Genomic DNA, 19,084 nt, shown 5'->3' on the forward strand with positions numbered 1-19,084 from the left:
ATCAGTGGCAATCACATCCAAACGATCGTCAAGTAAGGCTTCCCAAATTTTATTTTGATCATCCGCAGTTTTAATGGCCGGATTCCAACGGATTCTTGCTTTTCTACTCGCGTAATCAGTATCGTTAAAACGAAGGTGATGAACACAAACTTCAGCAGTGATTCGTTTTTCTTTTGCAGGTAGCTTGTTGTCGAACAAATCCATTTCCATTCCACTCGAAAGGTGAAGGATATGCAGACGGGTATTGTATTTTTTAGCTAACTCAATGGCTTTTGAAGACGATTTATAACAAGCTTCTGCTGATCGAATTTCACCATGATAATCCATTGGGATATCATCACCATATTTTGCACGATAAGTCTCCAGATTAGCGTCAATCATAGGCGAATCTTCACAGTGCGTTGCGATAAGAAGAGGAGCTTTCTCGAAAATCTGCGATAGGGTATCTATATCGTCAACCAGCATATTACCCGTTGATGAACCCATAAATATTTTAATACCGCAAACATTCTTAGGATTGGTTTTGATCACTTCTTCCAAATTGGTGTTTGAAGCACCCATATAAAATGAGTAGTTTGCCAACGATTTCTCCGCTCCAAGCTTGTATCGTTCTTCAAGCAATTCCTGTGTTAAAGTTTGAGGTTTTACATTGGGCATATCCATAAACGAAGTCGTTCCTCCAGCTACGGCTGCTCTCGATTCGGTAAATAAATCACCCTTTTGAGGCATTCCAGGATCGCGGAAATGTACTTGGTCATCGATGACACCAGGAATCAATAATTTCCCAAATGCATCAATAACTTCCCAATCTTCTTTAATGTTTTTAGGCCATCCTGTGTAAATTTCATCAATAAGGCCATCCTTAATTAATACACTCCCTATAAATTGTTTGCCTTCATTTATAATTAAGGCATTTTTAATTAGTAGACTTATCATTTTGGTTGTTTATAGTGTCAGAATTATAATACGCAAATTAATAATTTTCGAAGTGAAAATCACTATTAATCGGTTTTAATGAGCATTTGAATTTTTCAAAATCTTGGATACGAAAAGCACTTCTTCAATAAATTATTATGAAGAAGTGTCTGTGTTTGTTAAAACCAATACTTGGGAATTAAGATCTTTTGTACTTTCTAAAGTAACTTCGGAGTTTCATTTTAACAACACCCCAAACAGCCTCATTAAAAATACCACCACTCATTTTCGAAGTGCCTTCAGTTCTATCGGTAAAGATGATAGGTACTTCAATAATATTAAAGCCGTATTTCCATGCTGTAAATTTCATCTCAATTTGGAAAGCATAACCAATAAAGCGAATTTGATCAAGCTCGATAGTTTCAAGAACTTTTCTTGTATAGCAAATGAAACCTGCAGTTGCATCGTGAACTTTCATTCCAGTCACAAATTTTACATATTTTGATGCAAAGTATGACATTAGAACTCGTCCCATTGGCCAGTTTACTACGTTTACACCAGAAACGTAGCGCGATCCAATTGCTAAATCTCCACCTTTGTTTGCACAGGCATCATGAAGGCGGATAAGATCTTCAGGGTTATGAGAGAAATCAGCATCCATCTCAAATATATAGTTGTAATGGCGAGCTAAACACCATCTGAAACCATCAATATAAGCTGTACCAAGTCCTAGTTTTCCTTTACGCTCTAGAATATGAAGTTGAGAGAATTTTTTCTGTAAATTCTTAACGATATTGGCCGTTCCATCAGGAGAATTATCTTCTACAATTAAGATATCAAATTCAATATCAAGAGAGACAACCTTTCTGATTATGGCTTCAATGTTTTCTTTCTCGTTGTAGGTTGGGATTATAACAATGCGATCAGTCACTAATAAAGAATTTAGAGTTGAAATATATTATTAAGTCACGAATATAGCACTTCTGAATGATATGCTGCCTTATGCTTAAGTTAAAAAGTTAAAAAAAGAAGTGATCTTAATCTTAGAAGATGTTCTTAAGATTAAAATCAAATTTATTATTCTATTGTGAAATCTAATCAATTAGATATATATTTGCATCGAAGCAAGGCGTTAAGTCAGCTTCAACATATTTATTGTTTCTTCAGGGCAGGGTGAAATTCCCGACCGGCGGTGATAGTCCGCGAATCGAAAGATTGAACTGGTGTGATTCCAGTACCGACAGTACAGTCTGGATGGAAGAAGAAAACAAGCATCCAATTTGATTGATGTTTCCATTGGGAGTATTCCCATTGGTCGATGATATTATTAAGCCCTGAATAGTTATGCTATTCGGGGCTTTTTTATTTTTTTGCTTAAAGCAGATATTATTTTGAGAACAGATCAGGATTATAAATACATGCAGTTAGCCTATAATTTGGCTAAAAAAGGATGTGGGGGCGTAAACCCAAATCCTTTGGTTGGAGCTGTTATTGTAAAAGATGATAGAATTATAGGTGAAGGTTACCACGAAATTTTTGGTGGACCACACGCCGAGGTGAATGCCTTTCGATCTGCTAAGGAATTGGTAGAAGGAGCGACTATATATGTTACATTAGAACCTTGTTCTCATTATGGCAAAACACCACCTTGTGCTCAGGCAATTGTTGATAATAAGATTGCTCGTGTGGTGATTGGAATGTTGGATCCCAATCCTCTTGTTTCTGGTCGAGGAGTAAAGTTATTGCAAGAGCATGGTATTGATGTTGAGTCTGACTTTTTAAGTGCAGAATTATCTCAGATGAATCGTGTGTTTCTAAAGTTTATTCAAAGCAAGAAACCGTATGTTGTGATGAAAACAGCGATGACTCTTGATGGGAAAATTGCTTCACGAACAGGTGATTCGCGTTGGGTATCCAATGAGCAATCGCGAGCAAAAGTACATGAGCTTAGAAACGAGTTGATGGGAATTATGGTTGGTGTGGATACGGTAATTGCTGATGATCCAATTCTAACGACTCGATTGACAGGGAATAAAAAAGGAAGAAATCCGATTCGAATTGTTGTCGATAGTCATGCTAGAATTCCTTTGGATTCGAAAATATTGAATACAACTGTCGAAGCAAAAACAATAGTTGCAGTAACATCAGCAGCTGATCAAAATAAGGTAGATGAGATTAATGCTTTAGGAAATGAAGTATTGATTATTGAAGAGAAGGATGGACGAGTAGATTTAAGTCATTTAATGCAAGTTTTAGGAGAAAAAGGCATTGATGGAATTCTTTTAGAAGGAGGGGCGACACTTAACTATGCCGCTTTGGAAGCTAAAATAGTAGATGAGGTTCATGCCTATATAGCTCCAAAGATTATTGGTGGACAAACTGCAAAAACTCCGGTTGGAGGAGAAGGGATTGAGATGATGAAAGATGCTGTGAATTTGCAAAATATTCGTTTTGAAAATATAGCCGATGATATTTTAGTGATTGGTGTAGTTGTCTATTAAGGTTAAAAAGTAAATACAACAAGAGAATGTTTACAGGACTAGTAGAGGAAATAGGATATATAAAAGCCATGAAAAAGGGCAGCAATTCAATTCGTTTGACTGTTGCTGCAAATAAAATCATGGACGACGTAAAACTAGGCGATAGTATCGCAACCAATGGCATTTGTTTAACGGTTGTTGATTTCGATTCAAAAAGTTTTTCAGCTGATGTGATGCCGGAAACGATGAATCGTTCAAGTTTTCACAAGCAAAAAGAGGGATCTCGGGTAAATCTTGAGAGAGCTCTTCGAGTTGGTGATAGAATGGGAGGTCATATGGTTAGTGGACATATTGATGGTGTCGGAGAAATTGTTTCTCAGACCAAGGATGATAATGCGATCTGGGTCAGTATTTCTGCTCCGAAGAATATTCTTAAGTATGTGATTGAAAAAGGTTCAATTGCTATTGATGGTATCAGCTTGACGGTTGCCTATGTTGATGAGAATCAATTTAAGGTTTCAATCATTCCATTGACTCAGGATGATACAACTCTTATCTCAAAGAAAATTGGAAGCCAAGTAAATTTGGAGTGTGATATGACTGCTAAATACATTGAGAAGTTCATGTTTCATAAAGAGGATGAAAAGAAGGAAAGCAATATCAGTATGGATTTCCTAAAAGAGAATGGCTTTTTTTAAATTAAAAACAATGATCTAGCCTTAAGCTAGTTTCAGATATAATCAAATTACAATACAGCAATATAACTCTATAACAAGATGAAATTTAATACCATTGAAGAAGCGATTGAAGATATCAAAGCCGGGAAAATGATTGTGGTGGTTGATGATGAGGATCGTGAGAATGAAGGTGATTTGTTAATGGCCGCTGAAATGGTGACGCCGGAAGCAATTAATTTTATGGCCCGTCAGGCTGGAGGCTTAATTTGTATGCCTATAATTCAAGAGCGTTTAGATGAGTTGAATATTGATATGATGGTGCAGAAGAATACGGACGCTAAGCAAACTGCTTTTACAGTGAGTATTGATGCTGCCGATTGTACCACAGGTATTTCTGCCCACGAAAGAGCTCACACCATTAAATTGGTTTTTGATCGTAATGCAAAACCTGAGGATTTTACACGTCCAGGACATATATTTCCTTTGGTTGCGCGAAAAAATGGCGTTTTAGTTCGTGCTGGTCACACCGAAGCTGCTGTTGATTTAGCACGTTTGGCTGGTTTGTATCCTGCAGGTGTTATTTGCGAGATTATGAATGAGGATGGTACCATGGCTCGTGTGCCTCAGTTGCGCGAATATATCAAGAAGCACAACTTGAAAATGATCACCATTGCTGATTTAATTGAATATCGTCGTCAGACTGAGTCGATGGTAGAGAAGGTTACAGAAACAGCTATGCCAACTAAGCATGGTGAGTTTAGAGCTCACGGTTATGTGAATAAAATTACTGGAGAACATCATATTGCTCTAGTTAAAGGTGATGTGAAAGTTGGTGATGAAGTATTGGTTCGCGTTCATTCTGAATGTTTAACAGGTGATGCATTTGGTTCTATCCGATGCGATTGTGGTGATCAGCTACAGGAAGCGATGCGACGTATTGAAAAGGAAGGACAAGGTGTTCTATTATATATGAGACAAGAAGGTCGTGGTATTGGACTGATAAACAAATTAAAAGCCTATCAATTGCAGGACGAGGGCATGGATACAGTTGAAGCTAATTTGGCTTTGGGATTCAAGGCTGATTTGCGGGACTATGGTATCGGAGCGGCTATTTTGTCTGACCTGGGCATTAAGAAACTAAGATTGATGACCAATAATCCTCTTAAAATTACTGGACTAAAAGGTTACAATCTTGAAATTGTTGGTCGTGAAGAAATTGAAATGACTTGCCACGAAGAGAATGAATTTTATATGCATACTAAAATGGAAAAGATGGGACATATCTTACATCAGGATGCAAAATGGAATCAAGTAAATAAATAATAAAACAATAGAATTTTAGATACTTGATTGAAGAGTATACGTGCTGTTTTTGTGCGATATTTTAATCGAGATCTTTAATCCAAAATCTCAAAAAAGATGAATATAATTGAAGGAAAGTTAATTGCTGAAGGTTTAAAGTTTGGTATTGTTGCTGGACGATTCAACGAATTTATTGGAGGTAAACTTCTGGAAGGTGCAATTGATGCAATTAAGCGTCATGGTGCTTCTGAAGACGATATTGATGTTGCTTGGGTTCCAGGAGCATTCGAAATTCCATTGATTGCTAAGAAATTGGCCAAATCGGGAAAATATGATGCTGTAATCTGTTTAGGTGCAGTTATCAAAGGTTCTACACCACACTTCGAATATGTTTCAGGTGAAGTAACTAAAGGTGTTGCAAGTGTTTCTTTAGATCTGGAAGTGCCAGTAATATTTGGTGTTTTAACGACTGACAGCATTGAGCAAGCTATTGAGCGTGCAGGAACTAAAGCTGGAAACAAAGGTTTCGAAGCAGCAGTATCTGCTATCGAAATGGCTAATTTATTAAAGCAGCTTTAATAAAAATATTTTTATCTGACTCACAATCACAGAAAAAGAGCACTTGAGAAATCAGGTGCTCTTTTTGTTTGTATTTGATTCTAAACTCTAATTATTCAAATCTGAAATTGAAAAATCTTCCATACTCTCCAAAACTTTATCTGCGATAACAAATCGTTTCAGATTATTGGCTTTTGTGTCAGGAATTGCCACACATTTCATGCTGGCAGCCAATGCAGCAATCACACCATGGAAAGAATCTTCCATAACCAAGCATTCTGACGGAGATACACCTAGCATTTTAGCTGTTGAGATAAAAATCTGTGGATGAGGTTTTCCGTATTCTTCGAATTGAGCGGAATGAACAACTTCAAAATAAGATTCAATCCCGAGTTTCTTTAAAACCGACTTAATAATTCTTAGGTTGGAAGAAGACGCAAGGCCTATTTTATAGTTCTGTTTTTGTAATGATTCCAGAGTTTTTATTACCCCGGGTAAAACAAGGCCTCTTTCTTTTACAAGCTTAATGACACCATCAACAATTTCTACTGCAGTTTCTGCTTGTGTTTTAGATTGATTAGGATATCTGGAGTAAATGATGGCTACAACTTCATCAATTCGTTTTCCCATAAAACTTTCAAAGTCACTTTCATTCAAATTTATACCTCGTTTCGAAAATAAATTTTTCTGGCTTATGCGCCAAAAAGGTTCTGAGTCAATTAATAACCCATCCATATCAAAAATTACAGCCTTAATCATTCTATTTGTGTTGATTCTAATTGTTCGTAAAAATAACACTAAAATTCATGACAAGAGCTTATGTATTTATGATTTGATTATATTGCATAATTTTCATTCATATTCTATCATTTCTAGTTAACTGAGGAATAAATTACACCGTTAATCTATGTTAAAAATAGGTGCTAAATGTTGATGCGGAGTGTAATTTTTTATTTTTGTTTAAATCATTTATACTTCTTATGGATATCGTAGTTGAACATCTGACCAAACGTTACGGACCACAAAAAGCGGTCGATAACATATCTTTCAGGGTAAAGGCAGGAGAAGTTTTAGGCTTTCTCGGGCCTAATGGAGCTGGGAAGACAACGACTATGAAAGTTCTTTCGTGCTTTATATTGCCAGAAGAAGGTGATGTGAAAATAGGAGGCTATTCTATTCGTGAGCATCCCGAAATAATCAAAAAGCATATTGGTTACTTGCCTGAAAACAACCCTTTGTATCAGGATATGAATATTATTGATTTTCTTGAGTTTATTGCTAAAGTGCATGAAATACCTAAGCATTTGATACAAGAACGATTACTTGATATGGTTAAGGTGTGTGGGCTGGAAGGTGAAAAGCATAAGTTGATAAGGGAACTTTCAAAAGGGTATCAGCAAAGAGTTGGTTTGGCTCAAGCTTTAATTCATGATCCCGATATTTTAATTCTTGATGAACCTACTACTGGATTAGATCCCAATCAGATTGTTGAAATTCGTGAATTAATTAAGCGAATTGGAAAAGAGAAAACCGTAATACTGAGCTCACATATTTTAGCTGAGGTTGAAGCCACTTGTGACCGGATTTTGATCATTAATAATGGAAGGGTTGTTGTTGATGGCACCGCAGGGGAATTGAGAAAACAGGCACAAGGGAATGAAATTCTAAAGCTTGGTGTAGCAGGTGGTGATATCAACGATATTTTCGAAAAGATAATGGAAATTGAGAGTGTTGAAACAGTCGATTTTCTTGATTTTGAATGTCAACATTTGGAAGTTCAATCGTACCCCAAGACATCATCGGTGAAGGCAATTTTTGAGACCTGTGTAGCCAATAATTACTACATAACTGAGCTGACACCAGTTGAAACAAAACTAGAGGATATTTTTAGAGAATTAACGACCCATTAGTCTTCTCTATTTTAATAATATTTACAACCTAAACAGAACTTTCAATATGAATCAAATTATACAAATAGCTAGGCGTGAATTAGCAGGTTTTTTCGACTCGCTGATGGGCTATGTTTTAATCATCATGTTTTTAGGTTTTAGTGGATTCTTCACTTGGATTTATGGTGATGATATTTTTTTTATAGGCGAAGCAAACCTAAATATTTTCTTTAAGGTCGCTTATTGGTCACTTTTCTTTTTCATCCCTTCGCTCACCATGAGATCTTTAACTGGAGAATTAAGAGGTGGGACATTAGAATTACTATTAACTAAGCCTATTAGTTATTGGCAACTCATTCTGGGTAAATTCACATCTACTTTTATTCTAATATCAATGGCCTTGGCTCCAAGTATAATCTATTATATCAGCTTGTGGTCTATTGGTTCTGTTGATCATCCGGCAATTATATTAGGCTATATTGGTTTGTTGCTTATGAGTATGAGCTATATTGCTTTGGGCATATTTTGTTCCAGTATAAGTGATAGTCCTATTATTGCGCTTTTGAGTACCTTGTTTATTGGTATTTTCTTTCATCAAATTTTTGAGACAATAGCAAGTTCAAGTTTGGGTATAACAGGGAGTATTTTTAGTGCTTTAAGCATGTTTACACATTTTGAATCGATATCCAGAGGAATATTTGATCTTCAGGATTTTATATTTTTCTTTTCGATGATCATTTTTGGCTTGTATGCTTCTAAAGAAATTTTGGTATCCCGTAATTTGAAAGCTTAACTGTATATATAGATGAGATTTAAAGAGAACGTCATTTTCCGCCTGATTGTAGTCCTATCATGTTTAATCTTTTTAAACATGATGTCATCATATTTCTTTTTTCGTATTGATTTTACTGCAGATAAGCGTTATACACTTGATAAAGTAACAAAAAGAATTTTGAGTGAGGTAAAAGACCCTATTATTATCACCCTGTATGTATCTGAAGATTTACCTCCCGATATTAGTAGAACGATACGCGATTTTAAACATCTACTTACGGAATATAATGCGCATAGTAAAAAGCGTATCGAGATTGAGGAGGTTAATCCCAACTCAAGTGAGGAACTCGAGATGAAAGCTATTCAAGTTGGCATTCATCCCGTCCCCTTAGAAGTTCGAGAAAAGGATCAGGTGAAAGTTCAGAAGGTTTTTCTGGGACTCGTGATTCAAGTTGGGGATAAATCGGAAACTATTCCTTTGATTCAACCAGGAATTGCAATGGAGTACAATCTGTCTACTCTAATTAAACGATTAACCATTCAAGATAAACCTAAGATTGGTTATATCACCGGACATGGTGAGCCTGTACTGGCAACTCTGGATCAGATGACAAAGGAACTTTCTGTCTTGTATGACTTGCAAGTTATTAATCTGAACAGACCAATGGATTTGAGTGATTTTAAAGCTATTATTTTTTTATCACCTTTTGAAGAAGTTACGAAAAGGGAGTTTAAGCGCCTGGATAATTACTTAGGCACTGGTGGTAGTCTTTTTGTTGGTATCGATCGTGTGATGGGTATTTTGAATCATGGTATTGGGGTTGGTGTAAATACGAATCTGGAAACATGGTTAGAAGAAAAAGGTATTTTAGTAGAAGATGCTTTTATTGTTGATAGAAAGTGTAGTACTGTAACGGTTCAGGAAAAAAGCTATTTCTCATTTCCTCAACAAATCACTTTTCCTTATTTACCGCTCATTACTGAGTTTTCCGATCATAGTATAACTGATGGGATAGAAGCTATGATTTTACAATTTGCTAGTCCGATAACCTATGTTGGCGATTCGACTTTATCGTATAAAGAGTTAGCATGGACTTCAGACGTGTCAGGAAAATTAAAAGTTCCCGTTAGTTTTAATATTGGTCAAACTTGGCGCCTTAGTGATTTCTTATTTCCTAGACAGGTTGTAGCAGCAGCTATTCATGGTCCCATAGTAAGTGATCAGGAGGCTAGACTTTGTGTCATTGGAGATGGTAACTTTATTGTGAATGGAGTAGGTGAACAGAGAATTACTATTCAGCCCGATAATATTAATTTTATTGCAAATGCCATTGATTGGTTGAGTGACGATTCTGGACTAATGAGTTTAAGAACCAAAGGCGTACAATCCCGCCCTTTGAATGAGCTGTCTGATTCCAGAGTCTTGTTTATAAAATATTTCAACTTTTTATTTCCTCTGCTATTGGTTATTATACATGGTATATTTCAATTTAGACGCAGAAGTTTAAAACGGACTAGACTGATGAGAGCAGGCGTTGTGAAGTAGAGCTGTAACTCTTGTTTTATGTGGAATAAATAATGAGGTTGAGACCTAATGTATAGAGATTAATTAAGCTTTGTTGTGAATTTTGCAGCTGTCAGTTTTAACTAATTAATAGTACCTTTATCTTCTAAGAAAAGAAAAATATAAAGAATGGATTTCGAAAATACTAAGAAAAAACTTGAACAATATAAACGTGAAGGCAAGCGCATGTTTGCAAGCTCTTCATTTCAGTCACATAGTATTGTTTTGCTTCATATTATAAGTCGTATCGATAAGGAAATCCCTATTTATTTTATCAATACGGGTTTTTTATTTCCAGAAACGATAGCTTATAAAGATCAATTAGCAAAAGAATTTGGCCTGAATATTATTAATACCAAATCAGATGTTCCAAAGTCCTTACAGAAGGATGCTAATGGAAACCTTCTTTTTACTTCTGATCCTGACCATTGTTGCCATATTAACAAGGTTCAACCTTTAGATAGTGTTTTGGCTGATAATGATGTTTGGATTAATGGTGTTAGAGCTGATCAATCTGCTGTGCGTAAGGCAATGGAAATTGAACAAGCAGCACCTCATGATGTCATTCGTTTTCATCCTATGCTCGATTGGAGTAAGAAAGATATTTACCAATATCTTAAGGAGTGGGATCTGCCACGACATCCACTTGAAGCTCAAGGTTACGACAGTATAGGTTGTGAGCCTTGTACACGAAAGATGACTATAGGTGATGATAGAGGTAGCCGATGGTTTGGAATGAAAAAGACCGAGTGTGGATTGAATACCGATTTGGTAGTGAAGAAGAAATAGAATAACATTCTGAGAATTCAGAACGAGCTATATGCTTAGTAAGTTTCTCCGATAGCTATTGGAATGGCAAAAATATAAAATTGTAATCGTATGAAAGTATTAATTACAGGTGGTGCAGGGTATATTGGTACAGAACTATGTATCAAGCTGGATAAGAATCCGAAGGTTAAGGAAATTATCGTTTTAGATAATCTTAGCAGAGGGAATTATAATTTGTTTTTGCATTCGCAGATAAAGCCAGGCAAGCTTAAGTTTGTGAAAGCAGAATTACTTGATTCCAGAAGTCTTGACCAGGTTGTTAAGGATGTTGATGTGGTTTACCATTTAGCCGCTGAAAACAAGGATGACGAAAAATTACATCACTTGCATGAACAGGTCAATAATTGGGGAACCGCTGAACTGACTTATGCGATTGAGGCAAGTAAGGTTAAGCAAGTTATATATTTGAGTTCTGTTGCGGTTTATGGGGATTCTAAAGTCGAAAAGAGTACAGATTCTATTGTTGAGCCTAATACGTCGTTTGGTAGTTCTAAGCGAAGAGGGGAGCAGCATATTGAACGATTAGGAGACAAAATAAAAACTCATATCCTTCGTTTGGGTGAGGTGTTTGGTTATGGTGCCAGTTTGAATATGGATGGTATTCTGAATTCATATATGTTCGATTCACATTTTGTTGGCCGAATTTTTATCCAAGGGAATGGTAAGCAAGAGCAATCCTTTATCTCTTTGAATAAAACGGTTGAGATTCTTTCTAACCTGCTCGATCATGAACTTAAAGGTGGAATTTACAATTTGGTTGATGACAAAAAATCAGTATTAGACCTGATTGATGCATTGAAAGAATTGAATCCTGATATGGAAATGGTATTTACCAATAATCATCTTGAATTGCCCAACCATATTGCTAAGGCCGACGATGCAATTTTAGCATTATATACGAGTCCAGAGCTTAGTTTCGAAGAAGAATTAAAAGACTTCAAAAAACACTTGCAAGCTTCGAGTTTGTAATCGCATTCTAGTAAAATATTTAAGAGCCATGCATTATTGATGTGTGACTCTTTTTATTTAAACTGATCAGTTCTCTTGCGCTGAAGCTATGTTGTGTTCGAAAATTCATGTTTCCCTTTATCAGTATGGCCCTGTAAGTTTGAGAATCCTTGCTGCCGCCGAGGGGAGGAAGGTTTCTCCAGTTTGCGGTTTGTTCTCGCCGAGGGCTGGAGGCTTTCTCACATCATCGAATCACCATATCCTCACATTAGCTCATCATCACATCACCAAATTACATGGGATCAACATCGAATTGCACCATTACCATTTTAAAGCGGTCGATGGCTTTTAGGTTGTTGGCTTCGCGGTTCAATATCCATTTGGCTTTTGCAGGCGAACTTTTTTTCTCAATTTTTAAGAGAATATTCACAATATAATAGTTCTGTATGCGATTTATAACGGGAGCTTGTGGTCCAAAAACCCGAATACCAAATGTCTTTCGAAGCGACTGGGCTAGCATATTTGCAGCCTGTGTAAGCAAACCATTATTCTTGTGCTTGAGTGTAATATTAATGAGTCGATAAAAAGGGGGGTAGATAAATTCTTCCCTTTCGCTCATTTGAGTTTGGTACATGCCAATATAATCGTTTCGAATGACCGATTGAATTATGGGATGCTTGGGTTCGTGAGTTTGGATAATAACCTTGCCTTGCTTGTTTTTACGCCCGGCTCGTCCTGAAACTTGTGCCATGAGTTGGTAGCTGCGCTCGTGGGCTCTAAAATCAGGGAAGTTAAGCATGGAGTCAGCATTCAGAATACCAACCAGGGAAACATGATCAAAATCCAATCCTTTCGATACCATTTGTGTACCCACAAGGATATCGAGTTCATGGTTTTCGAATTTATAGATGAGCTTTTCGTAAGCCGTTTTACTGCGTGTGGTATCTAAATCCATTCGAGCAATTCGAGCTTGTGGGAAAAAGCCACGTAATTCATCTTCAATTTTCTCTGTACCAAAGCCTTTATCAACCATATTTGTCGATTCACATTGCTTGCAGCTTTGTGGTGGTTGCGCACTGTGTCCGCAATAATGACAGGTTAATTGATTGTTGTATTGATGATAAGTTAAACTCACCGAACAGTTCTCGCAATGAGGTACCCATCCGCAGGATTTACACTCTAAATAGGGTGCATATCCTCGTCGGTTCTGAAAAAGAATAACCTGTTCGTTTTTCTCTAAAGCCGTCGTTATTTCATCGAAAAGCTCAGGGGTAAAAATTGATTTCATCCTTTTTTTACGCTTGGCTTCTTTCAAGTCGGCCAATAATATTTCGGGCATTTTAATGTCCTGATAGCGGTGCATCAATTCCACCAAGGCATATTTGCCTTGCTTGCAATTGGCATAAGTTTCGATGGCGGGTGTGGCGGTTCCCAAAAGCGTTTTAGCCTTGTGCAGATGTGCTAAGAATAAGGCCGCATCGCGAGCATGATAACGCGGAGCCGGATCGAATTGTTTGTAGGTGTTTTCGTGCTCTTCGTCGATTATTATTAGCCCCAAATTACTGAAAGGGAGAAAAATTGATGAGCGCACTCCAAGAATAACCTGATAGGATTTATCGGGATTGTTTTGTTGAATATTATTATAGACCTCAACCCGTTCGGCATCGTTAAATTTAGAATGGTACACACCAACCTTATTGCCGAAAACGTACTTTAATCGAGTGATGATTTGAGTTGTCAAAGCAATCTCTGGCAGCAAATATAAAACCTGTTTACCTTGGTCTATCTGTTCTTTTATGAGATGAATATAAATCTCAGTTTTCCCACTGGAGGTTACACCGTGTAGCAAACTGGTATTTTTCGACTCAAAACCTTCCCGTATTTCCTTTATGGCTTGCGCCTGATGTTGATTCAATTCCTTCAGAGGATTGACTTCGGCATCGGAAAGATCCAAACGATCGATACTTTCAAAATATATTTCCAGAATCTGTTTATCGACCAAAGCTTTCAATATGGATGAAGTCGTATCTGAATTGAGCAACAGTTCTGCCGCTGTTACTTTTTCTGGAACCTCTGCAATTCCAAGCTTAGAAAGATTGAGGAACGAGAACAGAATCTCTTGTTGCTTTTTAGCGCGCTTAAGACTGTTTAGTTTTTCTCCAATTTCATTCTCGTTAATGCTTTGGTGTAGGCGAACATATTTAATCTGCTTCTCTTTATAGGAACTCAGCACCCTTTCTTCAACCTCTATGGCACCTTTCTCCAGCAGTTTTTTTATCTGTGGAAGCACATTTTTGAGACCACTTGCCTGAGTCAATGTTTGAATATTGACATCTTTCGAACTTTTAAGCACATTAAGAATCAACTCTTCAGTTTTTGAGAGCTGACCATTTGCTGTAAAATCGTGGCGGTAGGAAATCTTAGTTTGACTTTCGAGTTTTAGACCTGCAGGTATTGCTGCTTTATAGACATCACCTAAATTGCTTTGGTAATAATCCGAAATCCAATCCCAAAATGAAAATTGTAGGTGATTGATGATGGGTTTTTCATCGAGGCAGGCAACAATATCCTTCACTTCGTAATCCTCAGGAGGATTGCTGTGAATGTTTTTGACAATGCCTGAGTAGATCTTTTTGCTTCCGAAAGAAACAACCACTCGTTTACCAATGGCCACTTCACCCTGCAATTCCCAAGGAATTGAGTAGGTGAATAATCCAGCCAATGGAAGAGGTAAAATAAGATCTGCAAAAAGGGAGCCTGCGTTCATAAATCTGACATTTTTCTCAAAGTTATGTCTTGTGACGAATATCTCAAGACTTGAGGGGGAAAACTTTCAAAAAAATATACGGATGACGCAGCGTCCTTTTGCAGAAATTAAAGATTAATTAGATTGATAAGATATCGTTAATCGTCAACAACGAATCTTTTACGACTTTCTTGTTTTTAATGGTTTTGTTGAAAGATACGTGTGAAACTTCTCCGTTAACCATTCCTACCATAATACTCTTTTGGTCATCAAGCAAAGCATCTACTGCAGCTACACCCAAAGTACTGGCTGTAACACGATCGAATGCCGATGGCGAACCACCACGTTGCATGTGTCCTAATACTGATACTCTAATATCGTATTCAGGATGTTTCTTTTCGATTTCTCTAGCAATCGTATAAGCACCACCCGATTTATCCCCTTCGGCAACAATTACAATACCCGAATTCTTGTGGCCCTTGTAACCTTTAGCTAAATACTTCTCAAGATCTTTTAGATGAGTTTGACGCTCAGGAATCAAAATCGCTTCAGCTCCAGTTGCAATACCGCTTCTTAGTGCTAAAAAGCCAGCATCACGTCCCATTACTTCGATAAAGAATAAACGGTTGTGTGCACTTGCCGTATCACGAATCTTATCCACAGCCTCTATAACGGTATTTAAAGCCGTATCGAAACCGATGGTATAATCTGTACCGTAAAGATCGTTATCAATGGTTCCAGGGATACCTACTACCGGAATATCGAACTCCTGAGTAAAGATACGTGCTCCAGAGAATGTACCATCTCCCCCAATGACAACAAGAGCATCAAGTTTAGCAGCAAGCATTTGTTCGTGTGCTTTCTTTCTTCCCTCAACACTTCTAAATTCCTCACTTCTTGCAGAACAAAGGATTGTTCCTCCTTTTTGGAGGATGTTACTTACATCGTATGATTTCATAGTTTCGAAATCACCCTTAATTAAGCCTTGGTAACCTTGTTTTACCCCAACAACTTCTAGATTGTTAAAAATGGCTGTTCTCACGACGGCGCGGATGGCGGCATTCATACCCGGTGCATCCCCTCCTGATGTAAGCACACCTATTTTTTTAATTCTCGACATGCTAATAATTTATTTAATTTCTAATTTGATGTTTTCTGCTATTTGTTCCATCAGCCAGCTTGGGGTAGAGGTTGCTCCACTTATTCCAATTGATTTAGCTTCAGTAAACCAAGTCATTTTAAGCTCATCGGGATGAGACACAAAATAGCTTTGAGAGTTCTCTTGTTTGCATACATCAAACAAGAGTTTGCCGTTTGAACTTTTCTGCCCACTTACAAAAATAACGACATCGTGTTTTTTTGCAAATTCACGAATATTGGGCATTCTGTTTGATACCTTTCGGCAAATGGTATCATGTATTTTTAATTCATTCTGACATTTCAACTTCAGAACTTTTGTAATTTCTTCAAACCCAGATATCGTTTTGGTTGTCTGTGAAAACAAGATCACAGGTTTATTCCAATCGATTTCTTTTAAATCTTCAACACGTTCAACAACTTTTGCTTGGCCCTCGGTTTGTCCTACCAAACCATTGACTTCAGCATGTCCTTTTTTTCCGTATATAAGAATTTGTCCGCCACTCTCTATAGTCTCCAAATATGTTTTCTTAATCCTTTCCTGAAGATTTAAAACGACCAGACATGAAGCATCTATTATCTCGATATTATTCTCCTTAGCTTTTATATAGCTTGCAGGAGGTTCACCATGAGCTCTGAATAAAACTTTCGCGTTTGAAAGTTTCTCGAATTCATCATGATTTATTGTTTTCAAGCCTTGACCTTTTAATCGATCAACCTCGATATTATTGTGTACAATATCGCCAATACAATAAAGAGTCTTGTCTTTTGCCAGAGTTTCTTCTGCTTTTTCTATGGCGTTTACAACACCGAAACAAAAGCCTGAATTTGGGTCAATTTCAATAATCATATTTTAGAGCCATTAGATTATATAGTTGAGATTTTATCTCACAATTCTAATTATTGAACTTCTTCCATTCGAGCAACGATCCATTCCAGTTGTTCTTCCTTAGTCATATGACTGTTGTTTAAAACAATGGCATCATCTGCTTTACGCAAAGGACTTTCGTCTCTACTTTCATCGATAAAATCTCTTTTTTTCACATTCTCACGAATAGCATCCAAAGAAATATCATCACCCTTTTCTTTTAACTCTTTAAATCTTCTGATAGCTCTCACTTCCACATCAGCCGTCATAAAAATTTTCAAGTCAGCATTAGGAAATACTACGGTACCTATGTCGCGACCATCCATAATAACAGCACCAGCTTCGCTAAGTTTACGTTGAAGTGTTACCATTTTTTCACGAACAAACTTAATTGTAGCAATCAAACTCACATTATTCGAAACATCAAGGCTTCTGATTTCATCTTCGACCAATTCCCCATTCATAAAGGTTTCGTGGCGTTTAAGTTCGTCATTATATGAGAAGGTAATATTGATGTCGTTAATTAGATGAGCTAATTTATTTTCATCAAGCTGATCACCGTTTATCAAGTTATGACGCATGGCAAAAAGCGTAATCACGCGATACATGGCTCCGCTGTCGATATAAGTGTAGTCAATTTTCTTTGCCAAATCTTTTGCCACGGTACTTTTTCCACATGAGGAATGCCCGTCTATGGCTATAATAAGTTTGCGTTTTGTTGTGTTCATTGTGTTTTGTTGTCGATATATTTTGTGGTATCTCGAACAAAAGTATAAAGAAAATCCTTGAAAAGACTAGAATCTATGGGCAAAATTGATGCTTGAACCCTCTGTTTTTTTCTGTAAACGATTGCAATAAGGAATTTACTGACAATATATTTTGACGAAGGCTATAAATATCTTGAATTGAAGGAGATGAAGAGGAAATAAGTGTTGTCGATTTCTTAAGTGAAAGCATGGCGCTTTAGACCACAAAAAGAAGTAATTGGATAGCGGCTAGATGGTGATTTTAGAACACCATTTAGCTTGATTTGAGTGCTTGAATTGTGGTTTATAGTTTATCCTTCTGTAATTTTAAACGATCAACAACTTCATAAACAGCAGGGCAATAGTGCGTGTTTTTTAAAGTTAGATTTAAAATCTGAAAAAAGCGTTTTCTATCTGTATGTGGATACTCACGACATGCTCTGGGCCTTTGTTCATAAACCATGCAATAGTTATCAGGCATAAGGAAAGGACAAGGTGCCTCTTTAAAAACGTAGTCGTTCTCATTATCCAGGTTTAAGTATTGATCGATAAAGGCAGAGGGTTTCATTCTAAACTGTTTTGCCATACGCTCAATATCCTTATCGATGATAATAGGACTGATGCTCTTGCAACAATTGGCACATTCCAAACAATCTATCTCTTCAAAAACTTCGTTGTGAAGAGCATGCGTGATATTGTCAAGTTGCTTAGGCTTTTTCTTCTTTAACTTGGCAAAGAATGTTTGAGTATCAACTTCTGTTCTTTTAGCCTTGTCTCTTAATTCTTCTATATCAATCTTATATGTTGTCATTTTCTAGACTGTTTTTCTCTTAAATTCTATTTGCGATAAAAATAAACCACCTATTACAACCATCATCCCTATAATTTTTTGAAAACTCAAGATTTCATCGATTACAAAATAGGCGAATATGGCCGTAAATACGGGTATGATATTAATGAATATATTACTCTTAGTAATCCCCAAATGATTTAAGCCATAGGTGAAACAAATAAATGCTAGTGTAGATCCAAATACGGCTAATAAAAGCAGTGCGGTTAAAACCTCTGGTGTTGGGACTGCATGTATGAAATGCTGCCAGTCTAGGATTAAAAATAGGGGTAAGAAGTAAATCAGACCTAAAGTGTTTTGATAGGTGACGAGAGTTATTGGATTGTATTTTGTAGCGAGTTTTTTAAGCACAACAGAATAACCGAGAGCTGCCCCAACGGCTATAAACAAACAAGTTAAACCTATTGGAGATACGATGAGGGAAAGGCTTTTGTTGAAAATAATGATGGCTACTCCAATAATTGAAATGAGGATCCCTAAAATATTCATTTTGCCTAATTTTTCTTTATGAAAATAGTAGGCAGCAATTGGTGAGAATAAAGGAATAGTAGAAATAATAACGGCTCCAATGGTAGACGAAACGTATTTTAAACCATAACTCTCACCTAAAAAATAGAGAAAGGGTTCGAAAAAGGCTAAAGCTAAAATGCTTAATCTATCTTTTTTCTCGATAGTACCTAGTTTTTTGAATCCTTTACCTACTGCAAATAAAATGACCGATGAAATAATAAGACGTAGAAACACTGTCGTGACTGGATTGTAAACCAAGAAGACTATTTTGGTCCATATAAAGGAAAAACTC

General features: G+C 36.8%; 18 protein-coding genes and 1 riboswitch. Of the genes, 9 read left to right on the forward strand and 9 right to left on the reverse strand.

Features of this window, described 5'->3' with window-relative positions:
* Together ABY905_RS05470 and ABY905_RS05475 are read right to left on the reverse strand one after the other, a co-directional pair.
* On the reverse strand, positions 1-936 hold a 936-nt coding region (locus ABY905_RS05470), incomplete at its 3' end, for a dihydroorotase (RefSeq protein ID WP_372641359.1).
* Between the two features lie 178 nt (positions 937-1,114).
* The gene (locus tag ABY905_RS05475) at positions 1,115-1,846 is read right to left on the reverse strand and encodes a polyprenol monophosphomannose synthase (protein ID WP_372641361.1); all 732 of its coding nucleotides are present in this window, start codon (positions 1,844-1,846) and stop codon (positions 1,115-1,117) included.
* 224 nt (positions 1,847-2,070) lie between these two features.
* A riboswitch (FMN riboswitch) is annotated at positions 2,071-2,185 on the forward strand.
* A 121-nt stretch (positions 2,186-2,306) separates the two neighbouring features.
* Between ABY905_RS05475 and ribD the strand changes: the two genes are divergently transcribed.
* From ribD to ribE, 4 genes are all read left to right on the forward strand, one after another.
* A complete protein-coding gene (gene ribD / locus ABY905_RS05480) occupies positions 2,307-3,416 on the forward strand; it encodes a bifunctional diaminohydroxyphosphoribosylaminopyrimidine deaminase/5-amino-6-(5-phosphoribosylamino)uracil reductase RibD (protein WP_372641363.1) in 1,110 nt (369 codons plus the stop codon).
* 26 nt (positions 3,417-3,442) lie between these two features.
* Complete coding sequence (locus tag ABY905_RS05485) at positions 3,443-4,093, forward strand: riboflavin synthase (protein ID WP_372641365.1); 651 nt, start codon at positions 3,443-3,445, stop codon at positions 4,091-4,093.
* Between the two features lie 78 nt (positions 4,094-4,171).
* On the forward strand, positions 4,172-5,395 hold the full coding sequence (locus ABY905_RS05490) for a bifunctional 3,4-dihydroxy-2-butanone-4-phosphate synthase/GTP cyclohydrolase II (RefSeq protein WP_372641367.1): 1,224 nt from the start codon (positions 4,172-4,174) through the stop codon (positions 5,393-5,395).
* Between the two features lie 96 nt (positions 5,396-5,491).
* Entirely contained in the window at positions 5,492-5,953 is a 462-nt protein-coding gene (ribE, locus tag ABY905_RS05495) for a 6,7-dimethyl-8-ribityllumazine synthase (protein WP_372641369.1), read from the forward strand.
* Positions 5,954-6,040: 87 nt separating this feature from the next.
* On the opposite strand, the gene hxpB is transcribed toward ribE, so the two are convergent.
* Positions 6,041-6,691, reverse strand: a complete 651-nt coding sequence (hxpB, locus tag ABY905_RS05500) for a hexitol phosphatase HxpB (RefSeq protein WP_372641371.1) — start codon at positions 6,689-6,691, stop codon at positions 6,041-6,043.
* Positions 6,692-6,912: 221 nt separating this feature from the next.
* Here hxpB and ABY905_RS05505 point away from each other — a divergent pair, with 221 nt between their 5' ends.
* The 5 genes from ABY905_RS05505 to ABY905_RS05525 all read left to right on the forward strand — a co-directional run bounded on the left by ABY905_RS05505 (position 6,913) and on the right by ABY905_RS05525 (position 11,956).
* Positions 6,913-7,842 (forward strand): ATP-binding cassette domain-containing protein, encoded by a 930-nt coding sequence (locus ABY905_RS05505; protein ID WP_372641373.1) that lies wholly within the window; start codon positions 6,913-6,915, stop codon positions 7,840-7,842.
* A 46-nt stretch (positions 7,843-7,888) separates the two neighbouring features.
* Positions 7,889-8,614 (forward strand): ABC transporter permease, encoded by a 726-nt coding sequence (locus tag ABY905_RS05510; RefSeq protein WP_372641375.1) that lies wholly within the window; start codon positions 7,889-7,891, stop codon positions 8,612-8,614.
* Positions 8,615-8,626: 12 nt separating this feature from the next.
* On the forward strand, positions 8,627-10,141 hold the full coding sequence (locus tag ABY905_RS05515; RefSeq protein WP_372641377.1) for a GldG family protein: 1,515 nt from the start codon (positions 8,627-8,629) through the stop codon (positions 10,139-10,141).
* Positions 10,142-10,288: 147 nt separating this feature from the next.
* A complete protein-coding gene (locus ABY905_RS05520; protein WP_372641379.1) occupies positions 10,289-10,948 on the forward strand; it encodes a phosphoadenylyl-sulfate reductase in 660 nt (219 codons plus the stop codon).
* 90 nt (positions 10,949-11,038) lie between these two features.
* On the forward strand, positions 11,039-11,956 hold the full coding sequence (locus ABY905_RS05525) for an NAD-dependent epimerase/dehydratase family protein (protein ID WP_372641381.1): 918 nt from the start codon (positions 11,039-11,041) through the stop codon (positions 11,954-11,956).
* Between the two features lie 271 nt (positions 11,957-12,227).
* On the opposite strand, the gene priA is transcribed toward ABY905_RS05525, so the two are convergent.
* The 6 genes from priA to ABY905_RS05555 form a co-directional block, all read right to left on the reverse strand.
* Positions 12,228-14,702 (reverse strand): primosomal protein N', encoded by a 2,475-nt coding sequence (gene priA, locus ABY905_RS05530; protein ID WP_372641383.1) that lies wholly within the window; start codon positions 14,700-14,702, stop codon positions 12,228-12,230.
* Positions 14,703-14,820: 118 nt separating this feature from the next.
* On the reverse strand, positions 14,821-15,801 hold the full coding sequence (pfkA, locus tag ABY905_RS05535) for a 6-phosphofructokinase (RefSeq protein ID WP_372641385.1): 981 nt from the start codon (positions 15,799-15,801) through the stop codon (positions 14,821-14,823).
* 9 nt (positions 15,802-15,810) lie between these two features.
* Complete coding sequence (locus ABY905_RS05540) at positions 15,811-16,668, reverse strand: 4-hydroxy-3-methylbut-2-enyl diphosphate reductase (RefSeq protein WP_372641387.1); 858 nt, start codon at positions 16,666-16,668, stop codon at positions 15,811-15,813.
* Positions 16,669-16,718: 50 nt separating this feature from the next.
* Positions 16,719-17,414, reverse strand: coding sequence for a (d)CMP kinase (cmk, locus tag ABY905_RS05545; protein ID WP_372641389.1), 696 nt, complete (start codon positions 17,412-17,414; stop codon positions 16,719-16,721).
* A 322-nt stretch (positions 17,415-17,736) separates the two neighbouring features.
* The gene (locus tag ABY905_RS05550) at positions 17,737-18,243 is read right to left on the reverse strand and encodes a YkgJ family cysteine cluster protein (protein WP_372641391.1); all 507 of its coding nucleotides are present in this window, start codon (positions 18,241-18,243) and stop codon (positions 17,737-17,739) included.
* Between the two features lie 3 nt (positions 18,244-18,246).
* The coding region (locus ABY905_RS05555) for a DMT family transporter (RefSeq protein WP_372641393.1) at positions 18,247-19,084 on the reverse strand (838 nt) is incomplete at its 5' end.

The sequence above is a fragment of the Ancylomarina sp. genome, from assembly GCF_041555295.1.
Classification (GTDB): Bacteria; Bacteroidota; Bacteroidia; order Bacteroidales; family Marinifilaceae; genus Ancylomarina.

Bases quoted from the DNA above. Each gene is read 5' to 3' on its own strand.
- ABY905_RS05485 (WP_372641365.1), top strand. From the start codon at position 3,443: ATGTTTACAGGACTAGTAGAGGAAATAGGATATATAAAAGCCATGAAA.
- ABY905_RS05490 (WP_372641367.1), top strand. From the start codon at position 4,172: ATGAAATTTAATACCATTGAAGAAGCGATTGAAGATATCAAAGCCGGG.
- ribE (WP_372641369.1), top strand. From the start codon at position 5,492: ATGAATATAATTGAAGGAAAGTTAATTGCTGAAGGTTTAAAGTTTGGT.
- hxpB (WP_372641371.1), bottom strand. From the start codon at position 6,691: ATGATTAAGGCTGTAATTTTTGATATGGATGGGTTATTAATTGACTCA.
- ABY905_RS05505 (WP_372641373.1), top strand. From the start codon at position 6,913: ATGGATATCGTAGTTGAACATCTGACCAAACGTTACGGACCACAAAAA.
- ABY905_RS05510 (WP_372641375.1), top strand. From the start codon at position 7,889: ATGAATCAAATTATACAAATAGCTAGGCGTGAATTAGCAGGTTTTTTC.
- ABY905_RS05515 (WP_372641377.1), top strand. From the start codon at position 8,627: ATGAGATTTAAAGAGAACGTCATTTTCCGCCTGATTGTAGTCCTATCA.
- ABY905_RS05520 (WP_372641379.1), top strand. From the start codon at position 10,289: ATGGATTTCGAAAATACTAAGAAAAAACTTGAACAATATAAACGTGAA.
- ABY905_RS05525 (WP_372641381.1), top strand. From the start codon at position 11,039: ATGAAAGTATTAATTACAGGTGGTGCAGGGTATATTGGTACAGAACTA.
- priA (WP_372641383.1), bottom strand. From the start codon at position 14,702: ATGAACGCAGGCTCCCTTTTTGCAGATCTTATTTTACCTCTTCCATTG.
- pfkA (WP_372641385.1), bottom strand. From the start codon at position 15,801: ATGTCGAGAATTAAAAAAATAGGTGTGCTTACATCAGGAGGGGATGCA.
- ABY905_RS05540 (WP_372641387.1), bottom strand. From the start codon at position 16,668: ATGATTATTGAAATTGACCCAAATTCAGGCTTTTGTTTCGGTGTTGTA.
- cmk (WP_372641389.1), bottom strand. From the start codon at position 17,414: ATGAACACAACAAAACGCAAACTTATTATAGCCATAGACGGGCATTCC.
- ABY905_RS05550 (WP_372641391.1), bottom strand. From the start codon at position 18,243: ATGACAACATATAAGATTGATATAGAAGAATTAAGAGACAAGGCTAAA.